This is a genomic window from Vibrio sp. R10-SG-ISO4 (assembly GCF_059834135.1).
Genome location: NZ_JCBDHJ010000018.1, coordinates 297,113 through 320,336 on the forward strand (window position 1 = coordinate 297,113; position 23,224 = coordinate 320,336).

Here is a 23,224-nt window from a genome sequence, read left to right on the forward strand (position 1 = left end):
TTAGCGCACTGTTTTTTTAGATGTGAGATGTTTTATGTTAAAGCTAATTTTCTCTCGAATTTTGGAAGCTATTCCAACCTTACTTGTCCTAATAACCGTATCGTTCTTCTTGATGCGGTTTGCACCGGGTAACCCTTTTTCTTCAGAGAAGACACTGCCTCCTGAAGTGATGCAAAATATCAACGAGAAATATGGCTTGGATAAGCCTCTATTTGAGCAATACACCACCTACTTAGGTAATATTCTTCAAGGCGACTTTGGCCCCTCGTTCAAGTACAAAGATTATACGGTGAATGAGTTGGTGTCTGAGGCGCTACCTGTATCGGCAAAAGTCGGTTTCTATGCCTTTATCTTCACTGTGATTGTCGGAGTGGCGGTCGGCACGCTCGCCGCGTTAAAGCAAAACACCTGGCTCGACTATACGGTGATGTCCACCTCCATGATAGGGGTGGTACTGCCGTCGTTTGTTTTTGCCCCCGTGCTTATCTACATTTTCTCGATTGGTCTGGGGTGGTTCCCAGCGGGCGGCTGGAACGGCGGTGCGATTGAGTACATGGTTTTGCCTGTCCTTGGTATGTCCTTTTTGTACATCGCCACGTTTGCGCGTATTACCCGTGGCTCGATGATTGAAACCTTGAACAGTAACTTTATCCGCACTGCGCGTGCGAAAGGTTTGAGCTACCGTTACATCGTTCTTAAACACGCACTGAAACCTGCGTTGTTGCCTGTCGTCTCTTACATGGGCCCTGCGTTTGTCGGCATCATTACCGGTTCGGTGGTGATCGAGACCATCTTTGGTCTGCCTGGCATTGGTAAGTTGTTCGTCAACGCCGCATTTAACCGCGATTACTCGCTGGTGATGGGAATTACGATTTTGATCGGTTTCCTCTTCATTCTTTTCAACGCAGTGGTAGATATTCTCCTTGCAATGATTGACCCGAAAATTCGCTACTAACAGGGAAGATTGGTTATGTTAACGAAAAAAGAGAACCTCGAAGCGGTCGAGAAGTTTGCAGAGAATTTGGAAGTCGAAGGCCGCAGTTTGTGGCAAGACGCCCGTATTCGTTTTATGCGCAACAAGGCGGCAATGATCAGCCTGTGCATTTTGTTTGTGATGACCTTAGCGGTGATCTTCCTGCCAATGATTGCGCCGTACACATTCGATGATACCGATTGGTACGCGATGCACGTTGGCCCAAGTGCTGAGCACTGGTTTGGTACCGACAGTCTAGGTCGTGACCTCTACGTACGTACGCTGATTGGTGGCCGAATCTCACTGATGGTGGGTGTACTTGGCGCCTTGGTGGCGGTTCTGATTGGTACCCTCTATGGCGCAACCTCTGGGTTTATCGGCGGTAAAGTCGATAGAATCATGATGCGTATTTTGGAGATCCTTTACGCGGTGCCATTTATGTTCCTTGTGATCGTATTGGTGACCTTCTTTGGCCGAAATATCATTTTGATTTTCGTCGCGATTGGTGCCATTGCTTGGCTGGATATGGCGCGTATTGTACGTGGTCAAACTTTGAGCCTACGCAGTAAAGAGTTCATTGAAGCGGCACACGTCTGTGGCGTTAGCAACTGGAAAATCATTACCCGTCATATTGTGCCAAACGTACTGGGTATTGTGGCGGTTTACTCCACACTGTTGATCCCAAGCATGATTCTGACTGAATCTTTCCTTTCATTCCTTGGTCTAGGTGTACAAGAGCCGATGACAAGTTGGGGCGCACTTCTACAAGAAGGCTCGCAAACGATGGAAATCGCTATTTGGCAGCTGACTTTCCCAGCCGCGTTCATGGTGGTGACCTTGTTCTGCTTCAACTACGTTGGTGACGGTCTGCGCGATGCGCTTGATCCTAAAGACAGATAATTAAAGAGAAAGATTAAGGAAGCAATGATGAGCTTATTAGATGTCAAAGATCTGCGCGTCGAATTTACCACGCAAGATGGTATCGTCACCGCAGTTAACGATCTGAACTTCTCACTCAACCAAGGTGAAACACTGGGTATTGTGGGTGAATCAGGTTCAGGTAAATCGCAAACGGTTTTCGCTATCATGGGGCTGCTGGCCAAAAACGGCATCATCTCAGGTAGTGCTAAATTTGAAGGCAAAGAGATCCTCAACTTGCCAGAAAAAGCGCTCAATAAAGTGCGCGCTGAGCAAATTGCGATGATCTTCCAAGATCCTATGACGTCACTGAACCCTTATATGAAGGTCAGTGATCAGTTGATGGAAGTGCTGATGCTGCACAAAGGCATGGGCAAGGCCGAAGCGTTTGAAGAGTCGGTCCGCATGTTGGAAGCGGTGAAAATCCCTGAAGCGCGTAAGCGTATCACCATGTATCCGCACGAATTTTCAGGCGGTATGCGTCAGCGTGTGATGATCGCAATGGCGCTATTGTGTCGTCCTAAACTGCTGATCGCTGATGAGCCGACGACCGCTCTGGATGTAACAGTTCAAGCGCAGATCATGGATTTGCTTAACGAGCTAAAACAAGAATTCAACACCGCCATTATCATGATCACGCACGACTTAGGTGTGGTTGCAGGTTCATGTGACAAAGTGCTGGTGATGTACGCAGGCCGTACCATGGAGTACGGTAGCGTGGATGAGATCTTTTACAACCCAAGTCACCCTTATGCAGAGGGTCTGCTCAAAGCGATTCCTCGCCTGGATACCGAAGGTGAGGTGCTGCCCACCATTCCTGGAAACCCGCCAAACTTGCTACGTCTGCCGACCGGCTGTCCGTACCAAGAGCGTTGCCATCGCGTGATGGATCGCTGTAAGCAAGAAGCGCCAATCCTGACGCCATTTGGTCAAGGTCGTCAACGCGCGTGTTTTTCTGATTGGGAGGCTTGGACGAAATGAGTGCAGATAAAAAAGTCATTCTAGACATTTCAGAGTTGAAGGTGCACTTCAATATTGCCGCAAAATCGGCGTGGCCATGGGCCAAACCTTCAACGCTAAAAGCGGTGGATGGTGTTAACGTGCGTTTGTACGAAGGCGAAACGCTCGGCGTAGTGGGCGAATCTGGCTGTGGTAAATCCACCTTCGCCCGTGCCATCATCGGCTTGGTCGAAGCGACCGACGGTGAAGTGGTGTGGCTTGGGCAAGACTTGACCAAGATGAAAGAGGTCCAGCGCCGTGAAACGCGTAAAGAGATCCAGATGATTTTCCAAGATCCGTTGGCGTCGCTTAACCCGCGAATGACCATTGGTGACATCATCGCCGAGCCGCTGGAGACTTTCTATCCAGATCTCTCCAAAGAGGAAGTGAAGCAGCGCGTTAAAGAGATGATGAAGAAGGTCGGTCTGCTACCTAACGTGATTAACCGCTATCCTCATGAGTTCTCGGGTGGTCAGTGTCAGCGTATCGGTATTGCTCGTGCGCTTATCTTGAATCCGAAGATGATCATCTGTGATGAGCCGGTATCGGCGCTAGATGTATCGATTCAGGCTCAGGTTGTGAACTTGCTTAAAGAGCTGCAAAAAGAGCTGGGTCTGTCACTGGTGTTTATCGCCCACGATTTGTCGGTGGTCAAACACATTTCTGATCGCGTGTTGGTGATGTACTTGGGTAACGCAGTGGAGTTGGGTGAAGCTCACGCGCTGTTTGATAACCCGAAACACCCTTACACACGCGCACTGATGTCGGCGGTGCCGATTCCCGATCCCAAGTTGGAACGTGAGAAGCAGATTGAAATGTTAGAAGGCGATCTGCCATCACCGATCAGTCCGCCGTCTGGTTGTGTGTTCCGCACCCGCTGTCCACAAGCGACCGACGCGTGCGCCAAGACCAAGCCAACCATTCAAGGTAGCGATGTGCACGCAGTGTCGTGTTTGCATGTGTCCGTCTCTTAATTGACGCATTATGCACGTTCAACTTTCAATGCCAGTCTGATGACTGGCATTGTTGTCTCTAGCCCTTTGTTATTAGGTTCTGACGTTTTCCTGACACCTGATAGGCACTTTTGACGATAATTTCCTGCAGAACTTAAACCGCTAAGGAACTCATCAATGAACAAGAGAAGCGTTAGCATGGTAGGGGGCACGTTGGCAGTATTGCTTGGCTCGTCCGTAGCCATGGCAAACCCAGATAAAACCCCAATTTCGGTCGGTATGGCGTACGATCAAGAGCTCAGTGCGGTATTGGAGCTCGATAATCAATACCGTTTCACCCTTGGCAATGATGGTGCTGCATTTGACTACCTGATCACTTCTGGTCGTTTTGATGGCAACGCCCCAGTCTCTTGGTATGTCGGTGTTGGTGGTTGGAGCGAGTGGGATCACAAAGAGTTTGGCGTGCGCGTGCCACTGGGCTTGAAATGGGATCTGGGCAAAGGTTGGGATCTTTACGGCCAACTCCACCCAGAGCTTGACCTATACAGTGGTCCTGAACTGCAAATTGGCGGCGCACTCGGCATTAAGTACAACTTTTAAGCGCTCCAATTAGACTCTCTACGCCACCGCTTTGTCGGTGGCGTTTTTATGCCTGCTCGATATTGAGAATCCTAGAATCGCCACGTGATCCCGATGTTGGCGGAAAATTGATTCATCCAATCGGTCTTAAAGCGAATGATGCACTGTTCGCTGCCATCGCTGGGTAGATTGCATATCCCGCTGGTGTCATTGTCCACCACAGTCCCGAGCCAGCGTACTTGCGTGTTAACAGAAAGTTGCGAGTTGAGCTGGTAATCAAAGCCACCAAAGATCGAGGCGGAAAACCCATAGTGGTCATCCACCCATTGGGCATCCATGTAGGACGCGCCCAAACCGACGCCAACGTAGCTCGACAGCCCCGGATTCAGTGGATAGTAAATACTGCTCTGAAAGTGAAGATAGTGAGTGGTCGCTCGCTCTGAAATCTTTTCTACATCGGTCGACTGCGTGGCGTAAAAAAGGCCGATGCGTCCCTTATCTAACGTATGTTCTAGGCTAAAAGCGTAGCTCTCTGACGGTTTGAGGTCGTAGGTTTGTCCGTTTTGATCTTCTAACTCGCCGCCCAGTGTCACACCTAGCCAAGGGGTGAGGAAAGTCTCGGCGTAGCTGATGGAGGGTAGGGCGCAGAGTAAAAGTAAGGGAGTGAACAAGCGCAGACAAGTCATGAGCGGTTCCTTATCGAGAATCTAATCGCAGTGGGATAAGGCAATTGTGACGCTAACGCCATAATTAAACACAAAAAAGATGTGGTATTTGAAGATACTTCACAGAGGTGTTATTACTTTGTTAAACAACAAGGAGATGTCTATGGAACACGATCTCAAATTTGCCCTCATCATCGTCGCGACCGTCTTTACCGTGTTAATTGGCTATGGACTTATCGCGATCAATTCGGCTTAACCGCCATCATGAACAACAGCGGATGCATTACTAATGCTGCTGTCGAGTTAGACGAATCCCGACTCGCCAAATATACCGGTGGCAAAAACGCTTTGGTTGCCCAAGGGGGCGGCCAAAGAGGTATCTTCACTGCCGGTGTACTTGATGCTTTTCTTCTTTCCAATTTTGACCCGTTTGATACCTTCTATGGCACCTCAGCTGGTGCGTTGAACTTGTGTGCGTACCTCTGCCGCCAACGCGGAATCGGTCGCTCTTTCATCTTAGATTTGACCACGGATCCGCAGTTCTTCAATCTTTTCGGTTACATCCGCCGCAAACAGTACCTTGGGCTAGATTGGTCTCTGGATAAAATCAGTGATTACCCCTACCGGTTGGACGTCGATTTAGGGCGCAAAGTGCTGGGTAAGCGTGATGCCTATGCAGCGGTCACGGATACGCATCATCTTCTCGATCACTATTTGCCCATGTTAAAAGACGATTGGAAAAAGGTGCTGATTGCCACCTGCGCGATTCCAAGGCTCTATCCCAATACAGTGGCATTTGATCATGGAGAATACGTGGATGGCGGCGTGTCGGCGTCGATCCCGGTACAAGAAGCGTGGCGCAAGGGCGCTCGATGCATTGTCGTGATCCGCACTGAAGGGGATGATCTTGCCGTGGAGCCCACTCCTCTTACACAAACAGAGAAAGTTGAGTGGTTTCGTGACTCTTTCAATCTGATTCAAGAGCAGTGGCAGCAAAAGCTGTCGCAATGGAAGTTGGATTGGGGCGCGTTTTTGTCGGAAAAGGTGCAGAAAAACAAACAGCTGCAAATCCAAAAACAAGGCTTTGAGGCGCTCAATGGCGGGCGTTGGCTGTTTGGCGCCGACGATGTGTACCGTTTGAGTCATTTGTTGGGCGATAAGTTTGACTCACATTTAGCCGATATGTTGATGGTGCACTATCAAACCTACGCCTTGACGCAAGATTTCCTTCATTCGCCACCGGATGATTGTTTTATTGTGCAAATTAAGCCCGATAAACCTCTGCAATCGAGTTCGCTGATGAGCGAGAAATCCGCGTTAGAACACGATTATCAACTCGGTCTAGAGGCAGGTTATCGATTCGTCGAGACCTTCGCCCGATGCAGCGATCAGCGCTTGTTCAGTAGTTAGAGGTGCAGGCGAGTTAAGCGAGAAGAGGTTTAAAGTCGGCCAGTAAACCGGCTCAGCAAATAAACAATCAATAGGGAGCTTTGCTCCCTATTGGCGTTCTTTGGCTAGGCTTTCAAGATTCGCATGCAGTTGGTCGAGCCCACCACATCCATCACGTCACCGAGCGTGATCAACACTAAGTCGCCTTCATCGAGTAACCCTTTTTCTTTGAGCGTATTGACCGCGGCTTGAGCGGTGTTAAAGCCTGTGTCGCCTTTGTAGTCAAAGAAAATCGGGAACACGCCACGGTAAAGGGCGCTGCGATTTAGCGTATCTTCGTTGCGAGAGAGAGCAAAGATGGGCAGCCCTGAGCTTGGACGAGACATCATCAGTGCGGTGCGGCCAGATTCAGTCAGGGTAATGATGCCTTTAACGCCTTTGGTATGATTGGCGGCGAACATGGTGCTCATCGCGACCGCTTCTTCGGCGGATTCAAATTCTGAATCGACTTGGAATTGACTGCGATTGATGGAGGCCACACGCTCGGCACCCAAACAGACTTCGGCCATCGAAATCACGGTCTCAAGAGGGTATTTACCCGCTGCGGTTTCACCCGAGAGCATCACTGCATCGGTGCCATCCAGTACCGCGTTGGCCACATCCATGACTTCCGCTCGAGTGGGCATCGGGTTTTCCATCATGGATTCCATCATCTGCGTCGCGGTGATCACGGTGCGGTTCAGGCTACGCGCGCGACGAATCAGTTGTTTTTGTACGCCGACCAGCTCAGGGTCACCGATTTCCACCCCTAAATCCCCCCGAGCGACCATGACGGCATCGGAAGCGAGAATGATGTCATCAATGTTCTCAAGGCTCTCCACCGTTTCAGCGCGCTCAACTTTTGCGACCAATTTGGCGTTGAGCCCGGCATCTTTTGCGAGGCGTCTGGCGTACTTCATGTCTTCGCCGTTGCGTGGGAACGACACCGCGAGGTAATCGACATTGATCTCTGCCGCAAGAAGAATGTCCCGTTTGTCTTTTTCGGTTAAGGCGGCGGCCGACAAGCCACCCCCTTTTTTGTTAATGCCTTTGTTGTTCGAGAGCGCGCCGCCGATGGTCACTTCGGTGCGCACCTGCTGGCCGGATACGCCAATCACTTTGAGTTGCACTCGGCCATCATCAAGAAGCAGGATATCGCCGGTGGTGACGTCATCTGGCAGCGCTTTGTAATCCAAACCGACGGCGTTTTTGTCACCTTCACCTGCAGGCAGGTCGCCATCGAGAATAAAAATGTCGCCCACATTGAGGTGCACTTTGCCCTCTTTGAAGGTGGAGACGCGAATTTTAGGGCCTTGTAAGTCACCCAAAATGGCAACATGTGTGCCCAATTTGGCGGCGATATTGCGGACTTTGGTGGCGCGATCTCTATGATCTTGAGCCGTCCCGTGCGAGAAGTTCATTCTCACCACATTGACCCCCGCTTGCAAAATGGCGTCTAAGATACCGGGTTGGTCGGTTGAAGGTCCGAGGGTTGAGACGATTTTTGTTCTTCTCTGGATGATGGTCATTGAACTCTCCTTGCAAGACGTCATTCGCCAGACTCGCTTTCTCCAAGCGCTCGATGATGTCTGTGGTCGATAAATTAAGTGTTTGAGTTAAGTCCCTGATAACTTAAATGCTCGATGAGATAAGTTCCCTATGAGATAAGTATATACGCTGTTTCAAACTTGAGGATGGAGACATATTTATTAATGCAAAAAAATAACACTAAGGGGGCAGGAATCGTTTTGTGATTTGACTCGGGACACAAACAAAACGCTTTATACGTGATGCTGGTCACGGCGATACATCAAAGCTCTTCACAATTAGTTCGCAAAGTAAAAAAATTACCAGGTTACTGATATTTGGAGCACTCTATGTACATGGCTCAACCTGGCCATATTGATCATATCAAGCAGGTCAACGCTGGCCGTGTCTACAAACTGATCGATCAGTTCGGCCCTATTTCTCGCATCGACTTATCCAAGTTGAGCGAGTTAGCACCAGCGAGTATCACCAAGATTACTCGTGAGCTGATAGAGGCGCACCTTATCCACGAAACCACAGTGCAAGAAGCCACCAGTCGTGGTCGACCTGCGGTGGGGCTTCAAGTCAATAACGAAGGCTGGCAATTTCTCTCGATGCGTCTTGGTCGCGGTTATCTGACCATTGCACTGCATGAGCTGGGTGGTGATGTCCTCATCGATACCAAAATCGATATTCACGAGACAGACCAAGACGACGTGCTCGCGCGACTTTTACATGAAATTGACGAGTTCTTCCAAACCTACGCCGATCAGCTTGATCGCGTCACCAGTATTGCCATCACGTTGCCGGGCTTAGTGAACTCTGAGCAAGGCGTCGTGCTGCAAATGCCGCACTATCACGTCGAAAATCTAGCCCTAGGCCCAGAGATCTTTAAAGCCACGGGTTTGCCTGTGTTTATTGCTAACGATACCCGAGCTTGGGCGCTGGCAGAAAAACTGTTTGGTCACTCACAAGAGAACGACAACTCGGTACTCATCTCGATTCACCACGGCCTCGGGGCTGGGATCGTTTTGGATGGCCGTGTTTTGCAAGGTCGTCACGGAAACATTGGTGAGCTTGGCCACATTCAAATCGACAAAAACGGTAAGCAGTGTCACTGCGGCAACCGTGGTTGTTTAGAGACCGTTGCCAGTTCACAAGCGATTCGTGATGAGGTGACCGAGCGTATCGCCAATGGTGAAGAGTCATCGCTCTCGTCGATTGAAGAAGTGTCGGTTGAAGACATTTGTGAAGCGGCGGCGAACGGCGATCCACTGGCGGTCGATGTCATCCAAAAGTTGGGGCGCTACCTCGGCTCTGCGATTGCGATGGTGATCAATTTGTTCAACCCTGAGAAGGTGTTGATTGGCGGAGCCATTAACCAAGCCAAAACCATTTTGTACCCGGAAATCCAAACCTGCATTGAAGAGCAGAGTTTGCCTGTCTATCATCAAGATCTGGAACTGGTGGAATCGCGCTTCTACAAACAAGCGACCATGCCGGGCGCGGCGTTAATCAAACAGGCGCTATACGATGGCCTGCTGTTGATGAAAGTCATTGAGGGTTAACGCACGTCATCTCATAGCCAAGCTTTATCTTTTCCACTTTCCCATATAATCTTGAAAAGGGATGGGGTGAATACCCTAGTTAATTTGTCTTAATACATTGGTTGAGAAGTAGTATGTCTGGAGTATTAAATACCGTAGATCAGCGCACAAACTTGGTGGGTGAGAACCGACTTGAGTTGTTGCTGTTTAGCCTCAACAGTCGTCAAATCTTCGCGATCAATGTGTTTAAAGTGCGTGAAGTGATCAAAGTGCCGCCATTGACCAAAATGCCCGGCTCTCATTACAACATCACGGGTGTCGCATCACTGCGTGGTGTCTCAGTGCCCGTGATTGACCTGCGCGCTGCCATTGGTTTCCCGCCTTCTCGTCTTGAAAATCAAGAAGAAAATCTCATCATCACCGAATACAACCGCACTGTGCAGGGCTTCCTAGTAGGTCAAGTGCGTAATATTGTTAACACCGCATGGAGTGAAATTCAGCCGCCACCGAAAACGGCAGGACGTGCGAACTACCTGACAGCCATTACACATGTGCAAGAAGACAGCCAGCAGAAGATTGTCGAAATCATCGATGTAGAAAAAGTGCTGGCTGAGATCATTGACTACGACGTCTCCATTTCCGAAGGCGTACTGGATGAAGAGTTGTCGACACAAATGGTCGGACGCAACGTCTTGATTGTTGATGACTCCTCGACGGCGCGCGCTCAGGTGAGAGGAACCTTGTCGCAATTGGGCCTTAATATCATTGAGTGCCGCGATGGTCTTGAAGCATTAAGATTGCTTAAGTCTTGGGCGGATGAAGGCAAGAATGTGGTTGAAGACTTGTTGCTGATGATCACCGATGCCGAAATGCCAGAAATGGACGGCTACAAACTCACCTATGAAATCCGTAACGATCCGCGTATGAAAGATCTCTACGTTACCTTGAACACCTCGCTCAGTGGCAGTTTTAATGAAGCCATGGTGAAAAAAGTGGGCTGCGATCGTTTTATCTCCAAGTTCCAACCGGATTTGCTGGTGGAAGTGGCGCAAGATCGTCTGCGCGATGTACTGAGCAAGTAAGTCTGACTTGTTGTGACCTTTTGGTTTGATCTGACGGGCTCACCATTTAATGAAAATCTCGCGAGCGGCTGTTTAAGTCTGCCAGTTGCTCGGTCATATCCTCTAAGCGCCCAGCGATGACATGTGTGACGTCGCCTTCGCGTTCTAAAATCCCTTTGACTTTGAGTATCTTGGCGGTCAGGTAAGCATTTTTTTGCGCTCTGGCGGTCGCTTGCCACACCACAACATTGATATTGCCGGTATCGTCTTCCAGGGTAAAAAAAGTCACCCCGGCGGCGGTTCCCGGGGATTGCCTGCCCGTGACCACACCTACTACGGTGACTAAGGACTGATGCGGCTTTTGCACCAGTTGATTCATCCGCGTAAAGCGACCTAATCGCTGAGCGTTATCCAGCAGTGTGATTGGGTGGCTGTGCAGCGATAGCCCAGTGGCGGCGTAATCTTCAAGTAAGGTTTGCACATCGCTTGGGGCAGGCACCGGCGCGGCTTGCTCATCATTGAGGTGGCGAAACAGTGGCAAGTCATTGAGTGAGTCCATCATCGCCCATCGGGTATGGTAGCGGTTGTTGGCAATGGTGTGCATGGCGTTGGCTGAGGCCAGTGCTTCGAGCTCTTTCTGGTTTAAGCCAATGTGTTTGAGTTGGCTTGGGTGGTGAAAGGGTCCGTTATGGCGTGCTTTGAGTACCTGCTTAGCGCTGGTTTGACTAAAGCCTTTAATAAGACGAAAGCCCAGCCTTAGGGCAAATCCGTGTTCATCGCGTACGACCTGATGGTCATACTCAGAGTGGTTGATACAGATAGGTAATACGCGCAGTTGGTGGCGACGCGCATCTTGGATCAATTGAGAAGGGCTGTAAAAGCCCATCGGCAAGCTATTGAGCAGCGCCGTATAAAACGCGTAAGGGTAATGGCACTTTAGCCATGCCGAGCAGTAAGCGAGCACCGCAAAGGAGGCGGAGTGGCTCTCAGGAAAACCGTATTCGCCAAAGCCTAAGATCTGGTCAAATAATCGCTCGGCAAACGCTTGTTCATAGCCGCGCGCTAACATGCCCTCAATCAGTTTGGTGCGAAACTTCACCAAATCGCCATTTTTCTTCCATGCCGCCATTGCGCGTCGCAACTGATCGGCTTCCCCGCCACTAAAGCCGGCGGCCACCATCGCCAGTTTGATCACTTGCTCTTGGAAAATCGGCACCCCCATTGTGCGTGACAGCACCTCTTCCACCTCTTTTGAAGGGTAGGTGACGGGCTCTAAGCCATCACGGCGCTTGAGAAAGGGATGAACCATATCCCCTTGAATTGGCCCTGGGCGCACAATCGCAATCTGTATCACCAGATCATAGTAGTTGGCGGGTTTGAGGCGCGGTAGCATACTCATCTGCGCGCGTGATTCAATCTGAAACACGCCCACGGTGTCGGCTTTTTGAATCATGTGATACACCTTGGGGTCATCGCCAAGGCGGGTAATGTCGGCAATCGATAAGTTGCGTCCGTGCCAGCGCTCAATCAAGGCAAAACATTTGCGAATGGCGCTGAGCATGCCCAGTGCCAGCACATCGACTTTGAGCAGTTTGAGGCTTTCTAAGTCATCTTTATCCCACTGGATCACGGTGCGATCGGCCATGGCGGCATTTTCGATCGGCACCAGTTCATAGAGTGGACCTGCGGAGATGACAAAGCCACCCACATGCTGTGATAAGTGACGCGGAAAGCCCAAAATCTCATTGACCAAGTCGATAAACTGCCGGCCTTTGAGTGAGCCCGGTTGCAGGCCCAACTGTACGATCTGAGCTTGCCAACCTTGAGTGCGGTCACGGCGGTTGACGTTGTGAATGAAGTGGTCAAGTTGGCTCTCTTCAATGCCAAGCGCTTTACCGACTTCACGTACCGCACTTTTAAAACGATAGGAGATCACCGTTGCGGCGAGCGCTGCGCGTTCACGGCCGTATTTTTGATAAAGGTATTGAATGACCTCTTCGCGTCGCTCGTGCTCAAAATCGACATCAATATCGGGCGGCTCATCGCGCTCTTTACTGATGAAACGCTCAAACAGTACTGAGATTTGTCTTGGGTCAACGGCGGTAATTTCTAAGCAGTAGCAGACGACGGAGTTGGCCGCTGAACCTCGCCCTTGGTAGAGGATTTTCTGGCGTTTGGCAAACATCACCATGTCATGAATGGTGAGAAAGTAAAACGGATAATCGAGCGCCTCAATCAGCGCTAGCTCTTTTTGAATGGTGTGTTCAATCTCCTGAGGAACGCCGTCTGGAAAGCGTGCTATTTTGCCTTTTTCTACTAATGCGGTTAGGTAACTCATCGGGGTGTGGCCGTCAGGAATCAGCTCGCTAGGGTATTCGTATTTGAGCTCACTGAGGCAGAAATGGCAGCGCTTAGCAATCCGAACACTCTCCGCTAGCCATTCAGCTTTAAACAGTTTGTTGAGCTTATCTTGGCTGCGCAGGCTGCGCTCTGTGTTGGCGAGCAAATGCGCAGAGACCTGTTCAACACTTTGACCAAGACGAATCGCGGTGAGGACATGTTGCAAAGGCAGGCGTGTTGCGCTGTGCATCAATACGCCGCCGCATGCCGTGATGGGTAGATGAAGCGATTCGGCGAGCTGCTCACAATGGGCTAAGTAGGCGTGATCGTCTTCTTTAAGATGGCGCTGAACACCAATCCACAAGCGATCGGCATGGTGTTGATGGAGCCAGCGTCCCCAGCGGTTATCTTCGCTGTGGTGGGTGGGGAGCCAAAGCACAAAACAGTGGCGAACGGACATCAGATCCCACTCTGACAACTGGTATTGCCCTTTCTCTGAGCGCCGACGCGCATTGGTAATAATCCGGCACAGCTCGGCGTACGCTTCACGGCTTGGGCAGAGCAACACCACGTGGCAATGGGGGGTCAACCAAAATACGCTGCCGACAATCAAATGAATCCCGAGTTGTTGCTGCTTAACGGCACTGTAGGCGCGCACCACACCCGCGACGGAGCACTCATCGGTAATGGCCAGTGAGTGATAGCGAAGAAAATCCGCCTGCAAGATCAGCTCCTCTGCGTGAGAAGCGCCGGTCAGAAACGAAAAATTGGTTTGGCAGTAAAGCTCAGCGTACGACATGCTTTTCTCTTGGGTTCAGTGCTAACAAAATAGGCCATGCAAAAACCACTGCCGCTGCGGGGTGCGATAGACCCACAACCAGCGCCCAACCTCACTGCGAGCGATGAAGTAATCCCGAGTGATGCTGTCACCATCCCACCATCCGGTTGCAATGCGTTCGGGGCCTTGAATCAAGGTAACGTTCTCTTCCAGTGGCTGAGCGTTGTCGAGTAACACCAAAGGGCGAAACTTCGGTGTAGCCAGAGAGGTTGGAACGGGACGCTCTGGCTCGCACAGCGCCAGTGATTTTTCCGGTCTAGGGTCGGCGGTGAGCGCGATTTTACGTACCTGCTGCGCGCCTAGTTTGGCTTGCAATAGGCTGATGAGCTCCAACTCGCTCTGTTGGCCCTGCTTTTTGCCAAACAGGTTGGGGCTGGTGGATTCTAATTCGCCGCCGCGTACTAACTCGAGTGTCAGTCCTTGTACTGGCGCGTCGAGTTTCATCGACTCTAACGTCAGCTGGCACAGCGTCATCCAGCGCGTGGCCAGATAATCACCACTGGCGGAGGTAAAGTGAATCTGCGCCTCTTGTCCTTCCCGTTGATGCAGCGTGAGTGTGAGCTCATAGGCCACTTGATTGCGCAGCATAAGGAAGGTTTCCAGTTGATTGAGCAGGCGCTGCAAAGGGCGAGTGAGCCACGCAATGGTCTCAATCTCAAACAGCAGCTCCAGATAACGCTGGAAGGACTCGGGCGGATGGTAGAAATCCACCGGATGTTTAAATTGGCCCATCAAGCGCCCAACATAGTTGACCAAATCAATATCAAAGCGGCGGGCAATATCTTGCATTGGCAACGCCAGCAGTTGTTCGAGTGTGGTTATCCCGACGCGCGCGAGTTTATCCACTTGCGAGGGGGCGAGTTCGGTCGCGTGCAGAGCAAACGGTAAAAGGGCTTGATGGAGTCTCTCTTGACGCTCTTCAATCATGGCTGTACCCGATTTGGCCAATAGCATGGCGCAAAGCGGAGAAAACCCAGTGGCGTAGTGATAGTGAAGGCGCATCGGCGCGTTGCTATCGCTCTCTGCTGTCTCTTTGCCATCCAACGACCAGCGCGTGAGGTGCTGACTGAGCTGCTGCCAATACTTATCCAACCCCTCGTATAAGGTCAGCATATCGGTGACTTTAAGTAACAAGCCATTGGGGGGATAGAGCGCAATGTCAGAGGTGACGAAATAGAGCCACTGCGCCAGTTCCAGTAACAGCTTATGCTCGACATCGGCATCATAAGGGTGCACTTGCAGAGTCGGGCAAAGCGCACTGGCGCTGCCCAGTCCCATGCCGGGTTGGATCCCTTGAGCATGAGCCGCTGCATTTAACTGCATAACCCGAAAGCGCTGAGGATCGACAATCACCAGCGGCTCACCTTGCGGTGTGTGAAACAGCGCGTCCAGTTGCAAGGACGGAAAATGGAGATACAACCAGAGCGTCATCGTTAGCCTTGCTGCCTCAGTGGAAAGGGGAGAACGTCAGCGCTTGATGGCGAGCGAGCGTGCGTCAGTGCTGGCCAAGTGCGGCTCATATCCAGGACAAAACTGGCGTGTGGCCATCCGCCGCGGCGTTTGGTGATGGTGACCTCTAAGCCCAAAGGGTGCGGGCGCAGGGCAAGGCTTAAGCTCACCGGCAGTGATGCCTGGCTGTGCTGTTCGGATTTGAACAAAAAAGACAAACTATCACCGCGTTCACTGGCGACTTGCAAACGCCGAGCTTGGTGCACTTCTAACTGGCTTGACCATAACAGCACATTGCTGCAAGCGCCGCTTTTTAAACATTGTTCAGCGGCCCACAGCGCCTCTTTGTGCTCGCGTGGGTAGAGGAGCAAAATCTTATTCATATCGAACCCTTCGCGGATGAGCTGCTCGGCGCATAGATACCCCGGCGGCTGAATAAAGACCGACAACCGCTCTTGAGTGGTGTTTCTTAGATGGGGAAGCAACAGGCGCAGCTCACCAATCGCAGCGGGCGAGCTCAGCTCCACCACACCTTGCTTCGGGAAGCCGCCGCTGAGCTTTTGATCAAGCAGATCATAGCCAGTGGTGTAGTGGTCTTGCTCTGCTAAGGTTTGATTACCCTGCCAAAGCCATTGTTTTTGCTTAAGATGTTCGATCAGTTCATACATAACCATTTACCTGTATACATATACAGTATAATTATTTATCAACGATCGACAAGATCCTCGTGGTGTGAGTGAATAAAAAAACGCCTCACACAGAGTGCAAGGCGTTGAGAAGTCGGCGTTTATTGGCGATTATTTTTTCGGTTGAGCGTCAATACACTGACCGTTGACGGCGCGACCTTCCGGTGCCATCAAGTAGAGGTACAGGGGCATCAGATCGAGCGGTGTTTTGAGTAAATCGGCATCTTCCGCTGGGTAGGCTTTTGCGCGCATGCCTGTGCGGGTCGCGCCCGGGTTGATGGCATTAACACGAATGGTCGAGTCACTGAGCTCATCCGCCAACACTTGCATCATGCCTTCGGTTGCAAATTTGGACATCGCATACGTGCCCCAGAACGCGCGGCCACTGTGACCCACGGTGGATGAGGTAAAGACAATGCGCGCATCGTCGGATTGACGCAGCAAAGGCAGCAGGGCCTGCGTCATCAAAAAGGGCGCTTTGACGTTGACTTGCATCACGTCGTCATAGGTATCCTCACCGACTTGATCAAACGGACTGATCACGCCAAGCAAACTGGCGTTGTGCAGCACACCATCAAGACGTCCAAACTGGCTCTCAATCGTATCGGCCATATCCAGATAGTTTTGCTTGCTCGCGCCTTTCATATCCAAGGGAATAATCGCTGGCTGAGGGTAGCCGGCGGCTTCAATTTCGTCGTAGGTGGCTTCGAGTTTTTTGACGGTGCGGCCAAGGAGAATCACCGTTGCGCCATGCTCTGCATAAGAGAGCGCCGCTTGTTTACCAATACCGGCTCCCGCGCCAGTAACCAGAATAACCTTACCTTTCAGGGCATCTGAAGAGACAGCATAATCCACGATGTGCATCCTTATTGTAATCTTCTGCTTTAAGTCTTCGTGACAAGGTGGTTACAATACACCAATTCGCCTAGGAGAGGATATTCACATTGGAATTTTTGTTGGAGTACGGACTGTTTTTAGCCAAGATTGTGACTGTTGTGGTCGCGATTATTGCGATTTTAGTGATAGCCAAAGCCGCGGGTGGCAAGAGTGGCAGTGCGAAAGGTGAACTGGAGGTGACCAACCTCAGTGAACAGCATAAACACACCGTCGATACCCTTGAACATCATCTGCATGATGATGCGTTTTTGAAAGCGCGCGACAAGGCGGAGAAGAAGAGCCAGAAAGAAGAGACCAAAGCGCGCGAGAAAGCCATTAAACAGGCAAGTAAAGCGGGTGAGTTAGACAGCCAGCGCGAGCCGCACCTTTTTGTGTTGGATTTTAAGGGCAGCATTGATGCGAAAGAGGTGGCTTCGCTACGTGAAGAGGTGACCGCCATTCTTGCCGTGGCCCGTGAGGGAGACGAAGTTCTGCTGCGTCTTGAATCGGGTGGTGGCATGGTGCACGGCTATGGCTTGGCCTCTTCGCAATTGGATCGCATTAAGCACGCGGGCATTCCACTGACCATCGCGGTCGATAAAGTAGCGGCCAGCGGCGGTTATATGATGGCGTGCATTGCGGACAAAATTGTCTCGGCACCGTTTGCGATTGTCGGCTCTATTGGCGTGATTGCCCAGTTGCCAAATTTCAACAAGTTGCTGAAAAAGCATGACATCGACTATGAGCAGCTGACTGCTGGTGAGTACAAACGCACCCTCACCATGTTTGGTGAAAACACCGACAAAGCGCGTGAAAAATTCAAACAAGAGCTTGAAGAGACGCACGATCTCTTTAAAGACTTCATCCGTGAACATCGCCCAGAGTTAGCGTTGGAGAAAGTCGCCACCGGTGAACACTGGTTCGGCACACAAGCGCACAAACTGGGCTTGGTGGATGAAATCAACACTTCCGATGACCTTATCGCCACCGCCTGCAAGGAAAAAACCGTTTTGGCGATCCATTACACACAAAAGAAAAAGCTGTCATCCAAGCTGGCCGGCATTGCCGGAGAAGCCGCCGATAACGTGCTCATGAAGCTGATGGATCGCGGACAAAGACCGATTGTGTGATAAAGATAGATGCTTTGGTAACACGACGTCTAAAGCCTAACTCCCAAAAGCCCACTTCGGTGGGCTTTTTGCTGTTTGGTATTGGTACGGAGCCAATGTGTACCTCGTTACTGTATGAGGAATAACCGATATTCCTCATAAAATATGCACTTCGCTACACTCGCACGAGCATGCTTATTTGTCTCCGAGGAATTATGAAATTTCGTACCAAACTGATCGTAGCAGGATCAGCGATATGTTTAGTGTCGTTGAGTCTATTATCGACCCTTAACTACCGTGCATTGAGTAAAGAAGTGGAGAGTTCTATCTCAACAATGATTGACCTCTCGATGAAACAGGTAGCTGATAATTTGTCGGAAACCATGAAGGCCAAATATGACTTTGCTGATTACCTATCGGAGTTGACGGCGAACGCACCTCAAGAGAGTGTTCATACTATTTTCAATCAATCGGCACTGAATCATGTCTTTGTTACCGCCGGAGTCGGATATGAAGATGATGGCCGAATTGTGCACAATGATGCCAGTTGGACGCCACCGAGTGACTGGGATTCTCGCACTCGCCCTTGGTATGTGGACGCAAAGCGCGTGGGTCAACGAGTGGTGACAGAGCCGTATGTGGATGAAGGCACAGGCGCGGTATTGATCTCTGTGTCACAACCGATTTACCAGAGTGGTCAGCTTGAGGCAGTAAGCTTTTTTGATGTTGACCTTTCTGTGTTGTCAGCCACTGTCAATGAGGCTGACGTGCCACACAGCATGCTATTCATTGTTCATGAAAATGGCACCATCATTGGTCACCCAAACGCGCAATTTAATGGTCAGCCTCTGACTCGTTTCATTGCAAATGGTGCGATTAGCAATGATGTTAAGATCTTGCCTGTTAATGGGCGAGATTACTATGTCACCTACCAGCCAGTGCCTGATACACGCTGGTTTGTCGGCATCCTCGTCGATTTTGAGCAGACACATCTTCCTTTGCAGAACATGAGAACAAGCTCGATGATCATTGCCACTCTCTTGATGTTCCTCAGTTTAGCGGTTTTCTTGGCGATCATCGCTTGGCTAACCCGCCCATTGCGTCAACTGAGTGCAGCGATGGACAACGTTGCAAGTGGCGATGGCGACTTGACTAAGCGTCTTGATACCAATACCGATGAAGAATTTAGCCAGCTGGCGAAAAGCTTCAACAACTTTGTTGCGACGATTCAAGCGCTGATTAAAGACAGCCAACGCACAGCTCACGATGTCACTCATGTGGCGGAGTCGACCAATATCGCGGCGAACGATTCACGAATGCTGTTGGACACTCAAGTACAAGAAGTGGAGCAGTTGGCGACTGCGATGAATGAGATGTCGACGACCTGTGCGTTGGTGGCAGAGAACGCACAGAGCGCGGCGCACGCTGCGCAATCGGCGGATCACGCCGCAGAAGAGGGCACCAGCATTGTCTCGCTGACGTCTGATTCTATCCAAACGCTGGCGCAGCAGATGGAGCGCGCGTCGAAAAGTGTCCGTGAACTGGAAGCCTCAACCGACAGCATTGAATCTATCGTCAGCGTAATAAATGGCATTGCTGACCAAACCAACCTGCTTGCATTGAACGCGGCGATTGAAGCGGCGCGTGCGGGCGATTCAGGACGCGGTTTTGCAGTAGTAGCGGATGAAGTTCGCACCTTAGCGCAGCGCACGACGGAATCGACCACCGAGATTCGCGCTATGATTGAACGCTTACAAGCGGGCGCGAACACGACGGCTTCGGCGATGACTCAGAGCTACGATCTGGCGATGGAGACGGTAGAGCACGCGCACAGTGCCAATGAGTCACTGCATCGCATTAAAGATGCGGTGTCGCAAATCACCGAAATGAATATCCAAATTGCCTCCGCGGCGGAAGAGCAAAGCTTGGTGGCTGAAGAGATCAACAGCAATACGGTGAACATCAAAGATCTGTCGAGCCAAGTAGCAGAACGTACGTTGGAAACGTCTAACTTAGTCGAGCAACAGACGCGCCTTGTCGAAGAGCAATCATCAGCACTCAACAAGTTTATTGTTTAGTCGAAATGGCCCCAGCTTAATGCTGGGGCTTTTTTTGAGCGGTGAGCGTGCGTTAACTGGCTTTTAGAGTACGTATGAAGGGTACGCCATCGTTATCATGATGAACCGTGGCATCCACATTGTAGATGGACTTCACCAGCTCTGTGGTCAAAATGGCATTGGGCGCGCCGCTGGCGACCAATTGCCCCTGTTTGATGACCAGAAGATGGTCGGCGTATTGCGCCGCCAAATTAAGATCGTGCAGCACCATAATGCTGACAAACTGCTGCTCGCGTGTCTGTTTCACTAAGTGATCAAGCAAGACATGCTGGTGGTGAAGATCCAATGCGCTAACGGGCTCATCAAGTAACATGATCTGCGGGTTGCGCATGATAGCTTGGGCGAACAAAATCATCTGCCGTTGACCGCCACTGAGTGAGCTAACGTTACGATTCGCCAAATGGGCCATGCCAATACTGTTGAGAATGTGCAGCCCTTGCTTGAGTAAATCATCATCAATGCGCAAGCTCAAACTATCGAGCCTGCCCATCAGTACCACTTCTATCACACTCAAACTCACTTCAAGGTGAATGTCTTGCGGCATGTAGCCAAAGCGAGCACGCCAGCGAGCGAGAGCTTTCGGGTTGAGCGTGGTCTCTTGATGACGAATGGCACCTTGAGAGAGGTCAATATCGCCAAACAGCGCTTTCAAGAGTGTGCTCTTTCCGGCGCCGTTGGGACCCAGTACCGCAGTGACTTGGCCGGGATTGAGCTCAAAGCTGATGTTATCCGCTAGCGTGAGATTATCGATATGAATGTGAATATGATCCGCAACCAGCACCATTAACCTCGCTTCGCCAAGATAAGCCAGAAGAAGAAAGGCACGCCAATAATGGCGGTGACTATGCCAATGGGAAATAGCGCGCCTGGCACGATGATTTTAGATAGCACAGAGGCGCCTGAGAGCAAAAATGCCCCAACCAAAAACGACATCGGCAAAAAGAATCGCTGATCTTCACCCACCATGGATTTCGCCATATTGGGGGCGACAATGCCGACAAATCCGATGATCCCAACAAAACTGGTCACGGTTGCGGTGATCACCGCGACGATAAACAGAGTTTTTAATCGCAGCCGTTTGATGTTAACGCCAACGCTTTTTGCCCGCTCTTCCCCAAGGCGCAGCGCGGTGAGTTGCCACGCATCTTTCATCAGCAACACGCCGCCCAATAAGACCACCGCCGCAGTAATGGCTAGGTTATTCCACGTTGCTTTCGACAGGCTACCAAAGAGCCAAAATAGAATTTGCTGACTGAGTTCAGGGGAGGAGACAAACTGCACCAACGAGAGCAGCGATTGAAACAAAAACAGCAGCGCAATTCCGGCAAGAATCAGCTGGCCAGAGCTAATATGACGCACCGACGCGAGAGAGAACAAAAAGCACGCCGACAACATACAACACAAAAACGCGCCAAGTGGCACTGCATAGTTGCTGCTGATCCCCCAAGATCCCATGTACAGAGTGATGGCCGCGCCAAAACCTGCGGCTGCCGCCATACCTAAGGTGTAGGGGCTTGCCATGGTGTTGTTCAGGAGCGTCTGCATTTCTGCACCACCAACGCCAAGTGCGCCGCCAACGACGATCGCCATCAAAGCGATGGGCAAGCGCAGGTTGGTGACAATGATTTGCGTGGATGCATCGACTTGATACGGCAAGCCAATCCATTCCAATAATGAGTAGAGGACTTTGGATGCATTGAGCATCGAAGGCCCGGTCATGATGTCAAAAACAAACGTCATCACAATCAGACAAGCAAAGGCGATAATGACGCCTACGCGTTGCTTCTCGGTGCGGCGCTGCTGCTTGATTAACTGTTCTAAGGCGACAGATTCCACGTCATCTTACCTGTACAAAAGGGTGTATTCGCATAAATAAAGGTGGTGATATTACCATTAATGATAGTTAGTTGCATTATCATTAATAAAGGGATTAATATGTCGCAAAACAACAAGGAATTGACCCAATGATTAAACAGTTAATGATGTTTGCCGCACTCTGTTTTAGCGGTTTCACTGTTGCCCAAACCACCACAGTAACTGACGTTCTAGGACGTGAGGTGACCTTTGATGCACCGGCGCAACGAGCCGTCGTAGGATTTTACCCTGAAGATTATATGGCAATAGGCACGGAAGCGGCGTATGACCATGTGGTTGGCATGTCTAAATACATTTGGCAAGCACGTTCGGCGAGCTGGGCGGAGTATGTCAAGCACCGCCCCTCTCTTGATGAGATCCCCGAAATCGGACGTGTAGACACCAACACCTTCTCGGTAGAAAAAGTGATCGGCTTGAACCCGGACGTCGTGCTACTGGCGGATTGGCAATTTAAGGCACTTGAATCGGATGTTGAGCGTATGCAAAGTGCTGGAATCGCGGTGGTCGTTGTGGATTACAACGCCCAAACGGTGGAGCGCCATGTGCAAAGCACTAAGCTGATTGGGGTCATCACTGGTCAGCAAGCGCGCGCACAAACCATTGCTGATGAGTACCAGAAAAACGTAGAGATGATCAGCGAGCGTCTAGCGAAAGCCAACCTGCCTAAGCCGCGTGTCTACACCGAATATGGTGCGGCGGGCGTGAGTGAAACTGGCTACACCTTTGGCAAAAACATGTGGGGTGCGATTGCGACCATGGCGGGCGGTGACAATATCTCCGCTCCATACGTCGAGTGGTGGGGCAAACTCAACCCAGAGCAAATCCTCGCTGCGAATCCAGAAGTGATTGTGATGACAGGCTATGAATCAGGCAGCGCCGATGACTCTATGGTCATGGGGCAAGGTGTGGATGAAGCGCTAGCGAAGCAGCGTTTAGCCGGATTTCAGCAGCGCGTCGGTTGGTCAACCCTATCTGCGGTGCAAAACCAGCGTATGTTTGCGGCGTATCACGGTGCATGTCGTACGATTCTTGATGGCGCGATGATTCAGTTCTACGCGAAAATTCTTTACCCATCCCTGTTTAGTGATTTAGACCCTGCTGGTCAATACCAGGCGTTTTATGAAAAATACCTGCCGATTAGCCCAACCGGCACCTTTATGACTGAGTTATAAGAGCTCAGCTGTTAGGCTGGTTACGCTCTTTTGGGCAAGTTGAATAAGCGTGCTGCCCTCAACGAAAGCCGAAGTGAACCGTATGTCGGGTCACTTCGGCTTTTCTGTCATT

Annotated in this window: 20 protein-coding genes; 12 read left to right on the forward strand and 8 right to left on the reverse strand. The window is 50.8% G+C overall.

Annotation, left to right across the window (positions count from 1 at the left end):
- Positions 1 to 34 precede the first annotated feature (34 nt).
- The 5 genes from oppB to AC6R03_RS14325 all read left to right on the forward strand — a co-directional run bounded on the left by oppB (position 35) and on the right by AC6R03_RS14325 (position 4,443).
- Entirely contained in the window at positions 35 to 955 is a 921-nt protein-coding gene (oppB, locus tag AC6R03_RS14305) for an oligopeptide ABC transporter permease OppB (RefSeq protein WP_334550880.1), read from the forward strand.
- Between the two features lie 15 nt (positions 956 to 970).
- Entirely contained in the window at positions 971 to 1,873 is a 903-nt protein-coding gene (gene oppC, locus AC6R03_RS14310) for an oligopeptide ABC transporter permease OppC (RefSeq protein ID WP_334550879.1), read from the forward strand.
- A 27-nt stretch (positions 1,874 to 1,900) separates the two neighbouring features.
- Positions 1,901 to 2,872, forward strand: a complete 972-nt coding sequence (locus AC6R03_RS14315) for an ABC transporter ATP-binding protein (protein WP_334550877.1) — start codon at positions 1,901 to 1,903, stop codon at positions 2,870 to 2,872.
- Entirely contained in the window at positions 2,869 to 3,864 is a 996-nt protein-coding gene (gene oppF / locus AC6R03_RS14320) for a murein tripeptide/oligopeptide ABC transporter ATP binding protein OppF (protein ID WP_487902387.1), read from the forward strand. Before AC6R03_RS14315 ends, oppF begins: the two co-directional genes overlap by 4 nt.
- A 156-nt stretch (positions 3,865 to 4,020) precedes the next feature.
- Positions 4,021 to 4,443: a hypothetical protein gene (locus AC6R03_RS14325; RefSeq protein ID WP_500631673.1), complete on the forward strand. Its 423-nt coding sequence runs from the start codon at positions 4,021 to 4,023 to the stop codon at positions 4,441 to 4,443.
- Between the two features lie 71 nt (positions 4,444 to 4,514).
- Here AC6R03_RS14325 and AC6R03_RS14330 read toward each other — a convergent pair whose 3' ends face one another.
- Positions 4,515 to 5,108: an outer membrane beta-barrel protein gene (locus AC6R03_RS14330; protein ID WP_500631672.1), complete on the reverse strand. Its 594-nt coding sequence runs from the start codon at positions 5,106 to 5,108 to the stop codon at positions 4,515 to 4,517.
- Positions 5,109 to 5,250: 142 nt separating this feature from the next.
- On the opposite strand from AC6R03_RS14330, the gene cydH reads away from it, so the two are divergent.
- Together cydH and AC6R03_RS14340 are read left to right on the forward strand one after the other, a co-directional pair.
- The gene (gene cydH / locus AC6R03_RS14335) at positions 5,251 to 5,343 is read left to right on the forward strand and encodes a cytochrome bd-I oxidase subunit CydH (protein ID WP_500631671.1); all 93 of its coding nucleotides are present in this window, start codon (positions 5,251 to 5,253) and stop codon (positions 5,341 to 5,343) included.
- An 8-nt stretch (positions 5,344 to 5,351) separates the two neighbouring features.
- A complete protein-coding gene (locus AC6R03_RS14340; RefSeq protein WP_500631670.1) occupies positions 5,352 to 6,497 on the forward strand; it encodes a patatin-like phospholipase family protein in 1,146 nt (381 codons plus the stop codon).
- A 104-nt stretch (positions 6,498 to 6,601) separates the two neighbouring features.
- Here AC6R03_RS14340 and pyk read toward each other — a convergent pair whose 3' ends face one another.
- Positions 6,602 to 8,044 (reverse strand): pyruvate kinase, encoded by a 1,443-nt coding sequence (gene pyk / locus AC6R03_RS14345; protein WP_500631669.1) that lies wholly within the window; start codon positions 8,042 to 8,044, stop codon positions 6,602 to 6,604.
- A gap of 348 nt (positions 8,045 to 8,392) precedes the next feature.
- On the opposite strand from pyk, the gene mlc reads away from it, so the two are divergent.
- On the forward strand, positions 8,393 to 9,610 hold the full coding sequence (gene mlc / locus AC6R03_RS14350) for a sugar metabolism global transcriptional regulator Mlc (RefSeq protein WP_500629695.1): 1,218 nt from the start codon (positions 8,393 to 8,395) through the stop codon (positions 9,608 to 9,610).
- Positions 9,611 to 9,723: 113 nt separating this feature from the next.
- Positions 9,724 to 10,671, forward strand: coding sequence for a chemotaxis protein CheV (locus tag AC6R03_RS14355; protein ID WP_500625579.1), 948 nt, complete (start codon positions 9,724 to 9,726; stop codon positions 10,669 to 10,671).
- Between the two features lie 46 nt (positions 10,672 to 10,717).
- Here AC6R03_RS14355 and AC6R03_RS14360 read toward each other — a convergent pair whose 3' ends face one another.
- From AC6R03_RS14360 to AC6R03_RS14375, 4 genes are all read right to left on the reverse strand, one after another.
- Positions 10,718 to 13,789, reverse strand: coding sequence for an error-prone DNA polymerase (locus tag AC6R03_RS14360; protein ID WP_500631668.1), 3,072 nt, complete (start codon positions 13,787 to 13,789; stop codon positions 10,718 to 10,720).
- Positions 13,790 to 13,810: 21 nt separating this feature from the next.
- Positions 13,811 to 15,259, reverse strand: a complete 1,449-nt coding sequence (locus tag AC6R03_RS14365) for a Y-family DNA polymerase (RefSeq protein ID WP_500631667.1) — start codon at positions 15,257 to 15,259, stop codon at positions 13,811 to 13,813.
- 2 nt (positions 15,260 to 15,261) lie between these two features.
- Positions 15,262 to 15,945 (reverse strand): translesion DNA synthesis-associated protein ImuA, encoded by a 684-nt coding sequence (gene imuA / locus AC6R03_RS14370; RefSeq protein WP_500629692.1) that lies wholly within the window; start codon positions 15,943 to 15,945, stop codon positions 15,262 to 15,264.
- Between the two features lie 129 nt (positions 15,946 to 16,074).
- Complete coding sequence (locus AC6R03_RS14375; protein WP_500631666.1) at positions 16,075 to 16,818, reverse strand: YciK family oxidoreductase; 744 nt, start codon at positions 16,816 to 16,818, stop codon at positions 16,075 to 16,077.
- An 89-nt stretch (positions 16,819 to 16,907) separates the two neighbouring features.
- On the opposite strand from AC6R03_RS14375, the gene sohB reads away from it, so the two are divergent.
- A complete protein-coding gene (gene sohB / locus AC6R03_RS14380) occupies positions 16,908 to 17,969 on the forward strand; it encodes a protease SohB (RefSeq protein ID WP_500631665.1) in 1,062 nt (353 codons plus the stop codon).
- A gap of 194 nt (positions 17,970 to 18,163) precedes the next feature.
- Entirely contained in the window at positions 18,164 to 20,026 is a 1,863-nt protein-coding gene (locus tag AC6R03_RS14385; RefSeq protein WP_500631664.1) for a methyl-accepting chemotaxis protein, read from the forward strand.
- 52 nt (positions 20,027 to 20,078) lie between these two features.
- On the opposite strand, the gene AC6R03_RS14390 is transcribed toward AC6R03_RS14385, so the two are convergent.
- Complete coding sequence (locus AC6R03_RS14390; RefSeq protein ID WP_500631663.1) at positions 20,079 to 20,849, reverse strand: ABC transporter ATP-binding protein; 771 nt, start codon at positions 20,847 to 20,849, stop codon at positions 20,079 to 20,081.
- Positions 20,849 to 21,901, reverse strand: a complete 1,053-nt coding sequence (locus AC6R03_RS14395; RefSeq protein WP_500631662.1) for a FecCD family ABC transporter permease — start codon at positions 21,899 to 21,901, stop codon at positions 20,849 to 20,851. Before AC6R03_RS14395 ends, AC6R03_RS14390 begins: the two co-directional genes overlap by 1 nt.
- Positions 21,902 to 22,029: 128 nt before the next feature.
- On the opposite strand from AC6R03_RS14395, the gene AC6R03_RS14400 reads away from it, so the two are divergent.
- On the forward strand, positions 22,030 to 23,112 hold the full coding sequence (locus tag AC6R03_RS14400) for an ABC transporter substrate-binding protein (RefSeq protein ID WP_500631661.1): 1,083 nt from the start codon (positions 22,030 to 22,032) through the stop codon (positions 23,110 to 23,112).
- Positions 23,113 to 23,224 lie beyond the last annotated feature (112 nt).

Bases quoted from the DNA above. Each gene is read 5' to 3' on its own strand.
- cydH (WP_500631671.1), top strand. From the start codon at position 5,251: ATGGAACACGATCTCAAATTTGCCCTCATCATCGTCGCGACCGTCTTT.
- mlc (WP_500629695.1), top strand. From the start codon at position 8,393: ATGTACATGGCTCAACCTGGCCATATTGATCATATCAAGCAGGTCAAC.
- oppF (WP_487902387.1), top strand. From the start codon at position 2,869: ATGAGTGCAGATAAAAAAGTCATTCTAGACATTTCAGAGTTGAAGGTG.
- AC6R03_RS14325 (WP_500631673.1), top strand. From the start codon at position 4,021: ATGAACAAGAGAAGCGTTAGCATGGTAGGGGGCACGTTGGCAGTATTG.
- AC6R03_RS14385 (WP_500631664.1), top strand. From the start codon at position 18,164: ATGAAATTTCGTACCAAACTGATCGTAGCAGGATCAGCGATATGTTTA.
- AC6R03_RS14355 (WP_500625579.1), top strand. From the start codon at position 9,724: ATGTCTGGAGTATTAAATACCGTAGATCAGCGCACAAACTTGGTGGGT.
- oppC (WP_334550879.1), top strand. From the start codon at position 971: ATGTTAACGAAAAAAGAGAACCTCGAAGCGGTCGAGAAGTTTGCAGAG.
- oppB (WP_334550880.1), top strand. From the start codon at position 35: ATGTTAAAGCTAATTTTCTCTCGAATTTTGGAAGCTATTCCAACCTTA.
- AC6R03_RS14330 (WP_500631672.1), bottom strand. From the start codon at position 5,108: ATGACTTGTCTGCGCTTGTTCACTCCCTTACTTTTACTCTGCGCCCTA.
- AC6R03_RS14315 (WP_334550877.1), top strand. From the start codon at position 1,901: ATGAGCTTATTAGATGTCAAAGATCTGCGCGTCGAATTTACCACGCAA.
- AC6R03_RS14360 (WP_500631668.1), bottom strand. From the start codon at position 13,789: ATGTCGTACGCTGAGCTTTACTGCCAAACCAATTTTTCGTTTCTGACC.
- AC6R03_RS14390 (WP_500631663.1), bottom strand. From the start codon at position 20,849: ATGGTGCTGGTTGCGGATCATATTCACATTCATATCGATAATCTCACG.
- AC6R03_RS14340 (WP_500631670.1), top strand. From the start codon at position 5,352: ATGAACAACAGCGGATGCATTACTAATGCTGCTGTCGAGTTAGACGAA.
- imuA (WP_500629692.1), bottom strand. From the start codon at position 15,945: ATGTATGAACTGATCGAACATCTTAAGCAAAAACAATGGCTTTGGCAG.
- AC6R03_RS14365 (WP_500631667.1), bottom strand. From the start codon at position 15,259: ATGACGCTCTGGTTGTATCTCCATTTTCCGTCCTTGCAACTGGACGCG.
- AC6R03_RS14400 (WP_500631661.1), top strand. From the start codon at position 22,030: ATGATTAAACAGTTAATGATGTTTGCCGCACTCTGTTTTAGCGGTTTC.
- pyk (WP_500631669.1), bottom strand. From the start codon at position 8,044: ATGACCATCATCCAGAGAAGAACAAAAATCGTCTCAACCCTCGGACCT.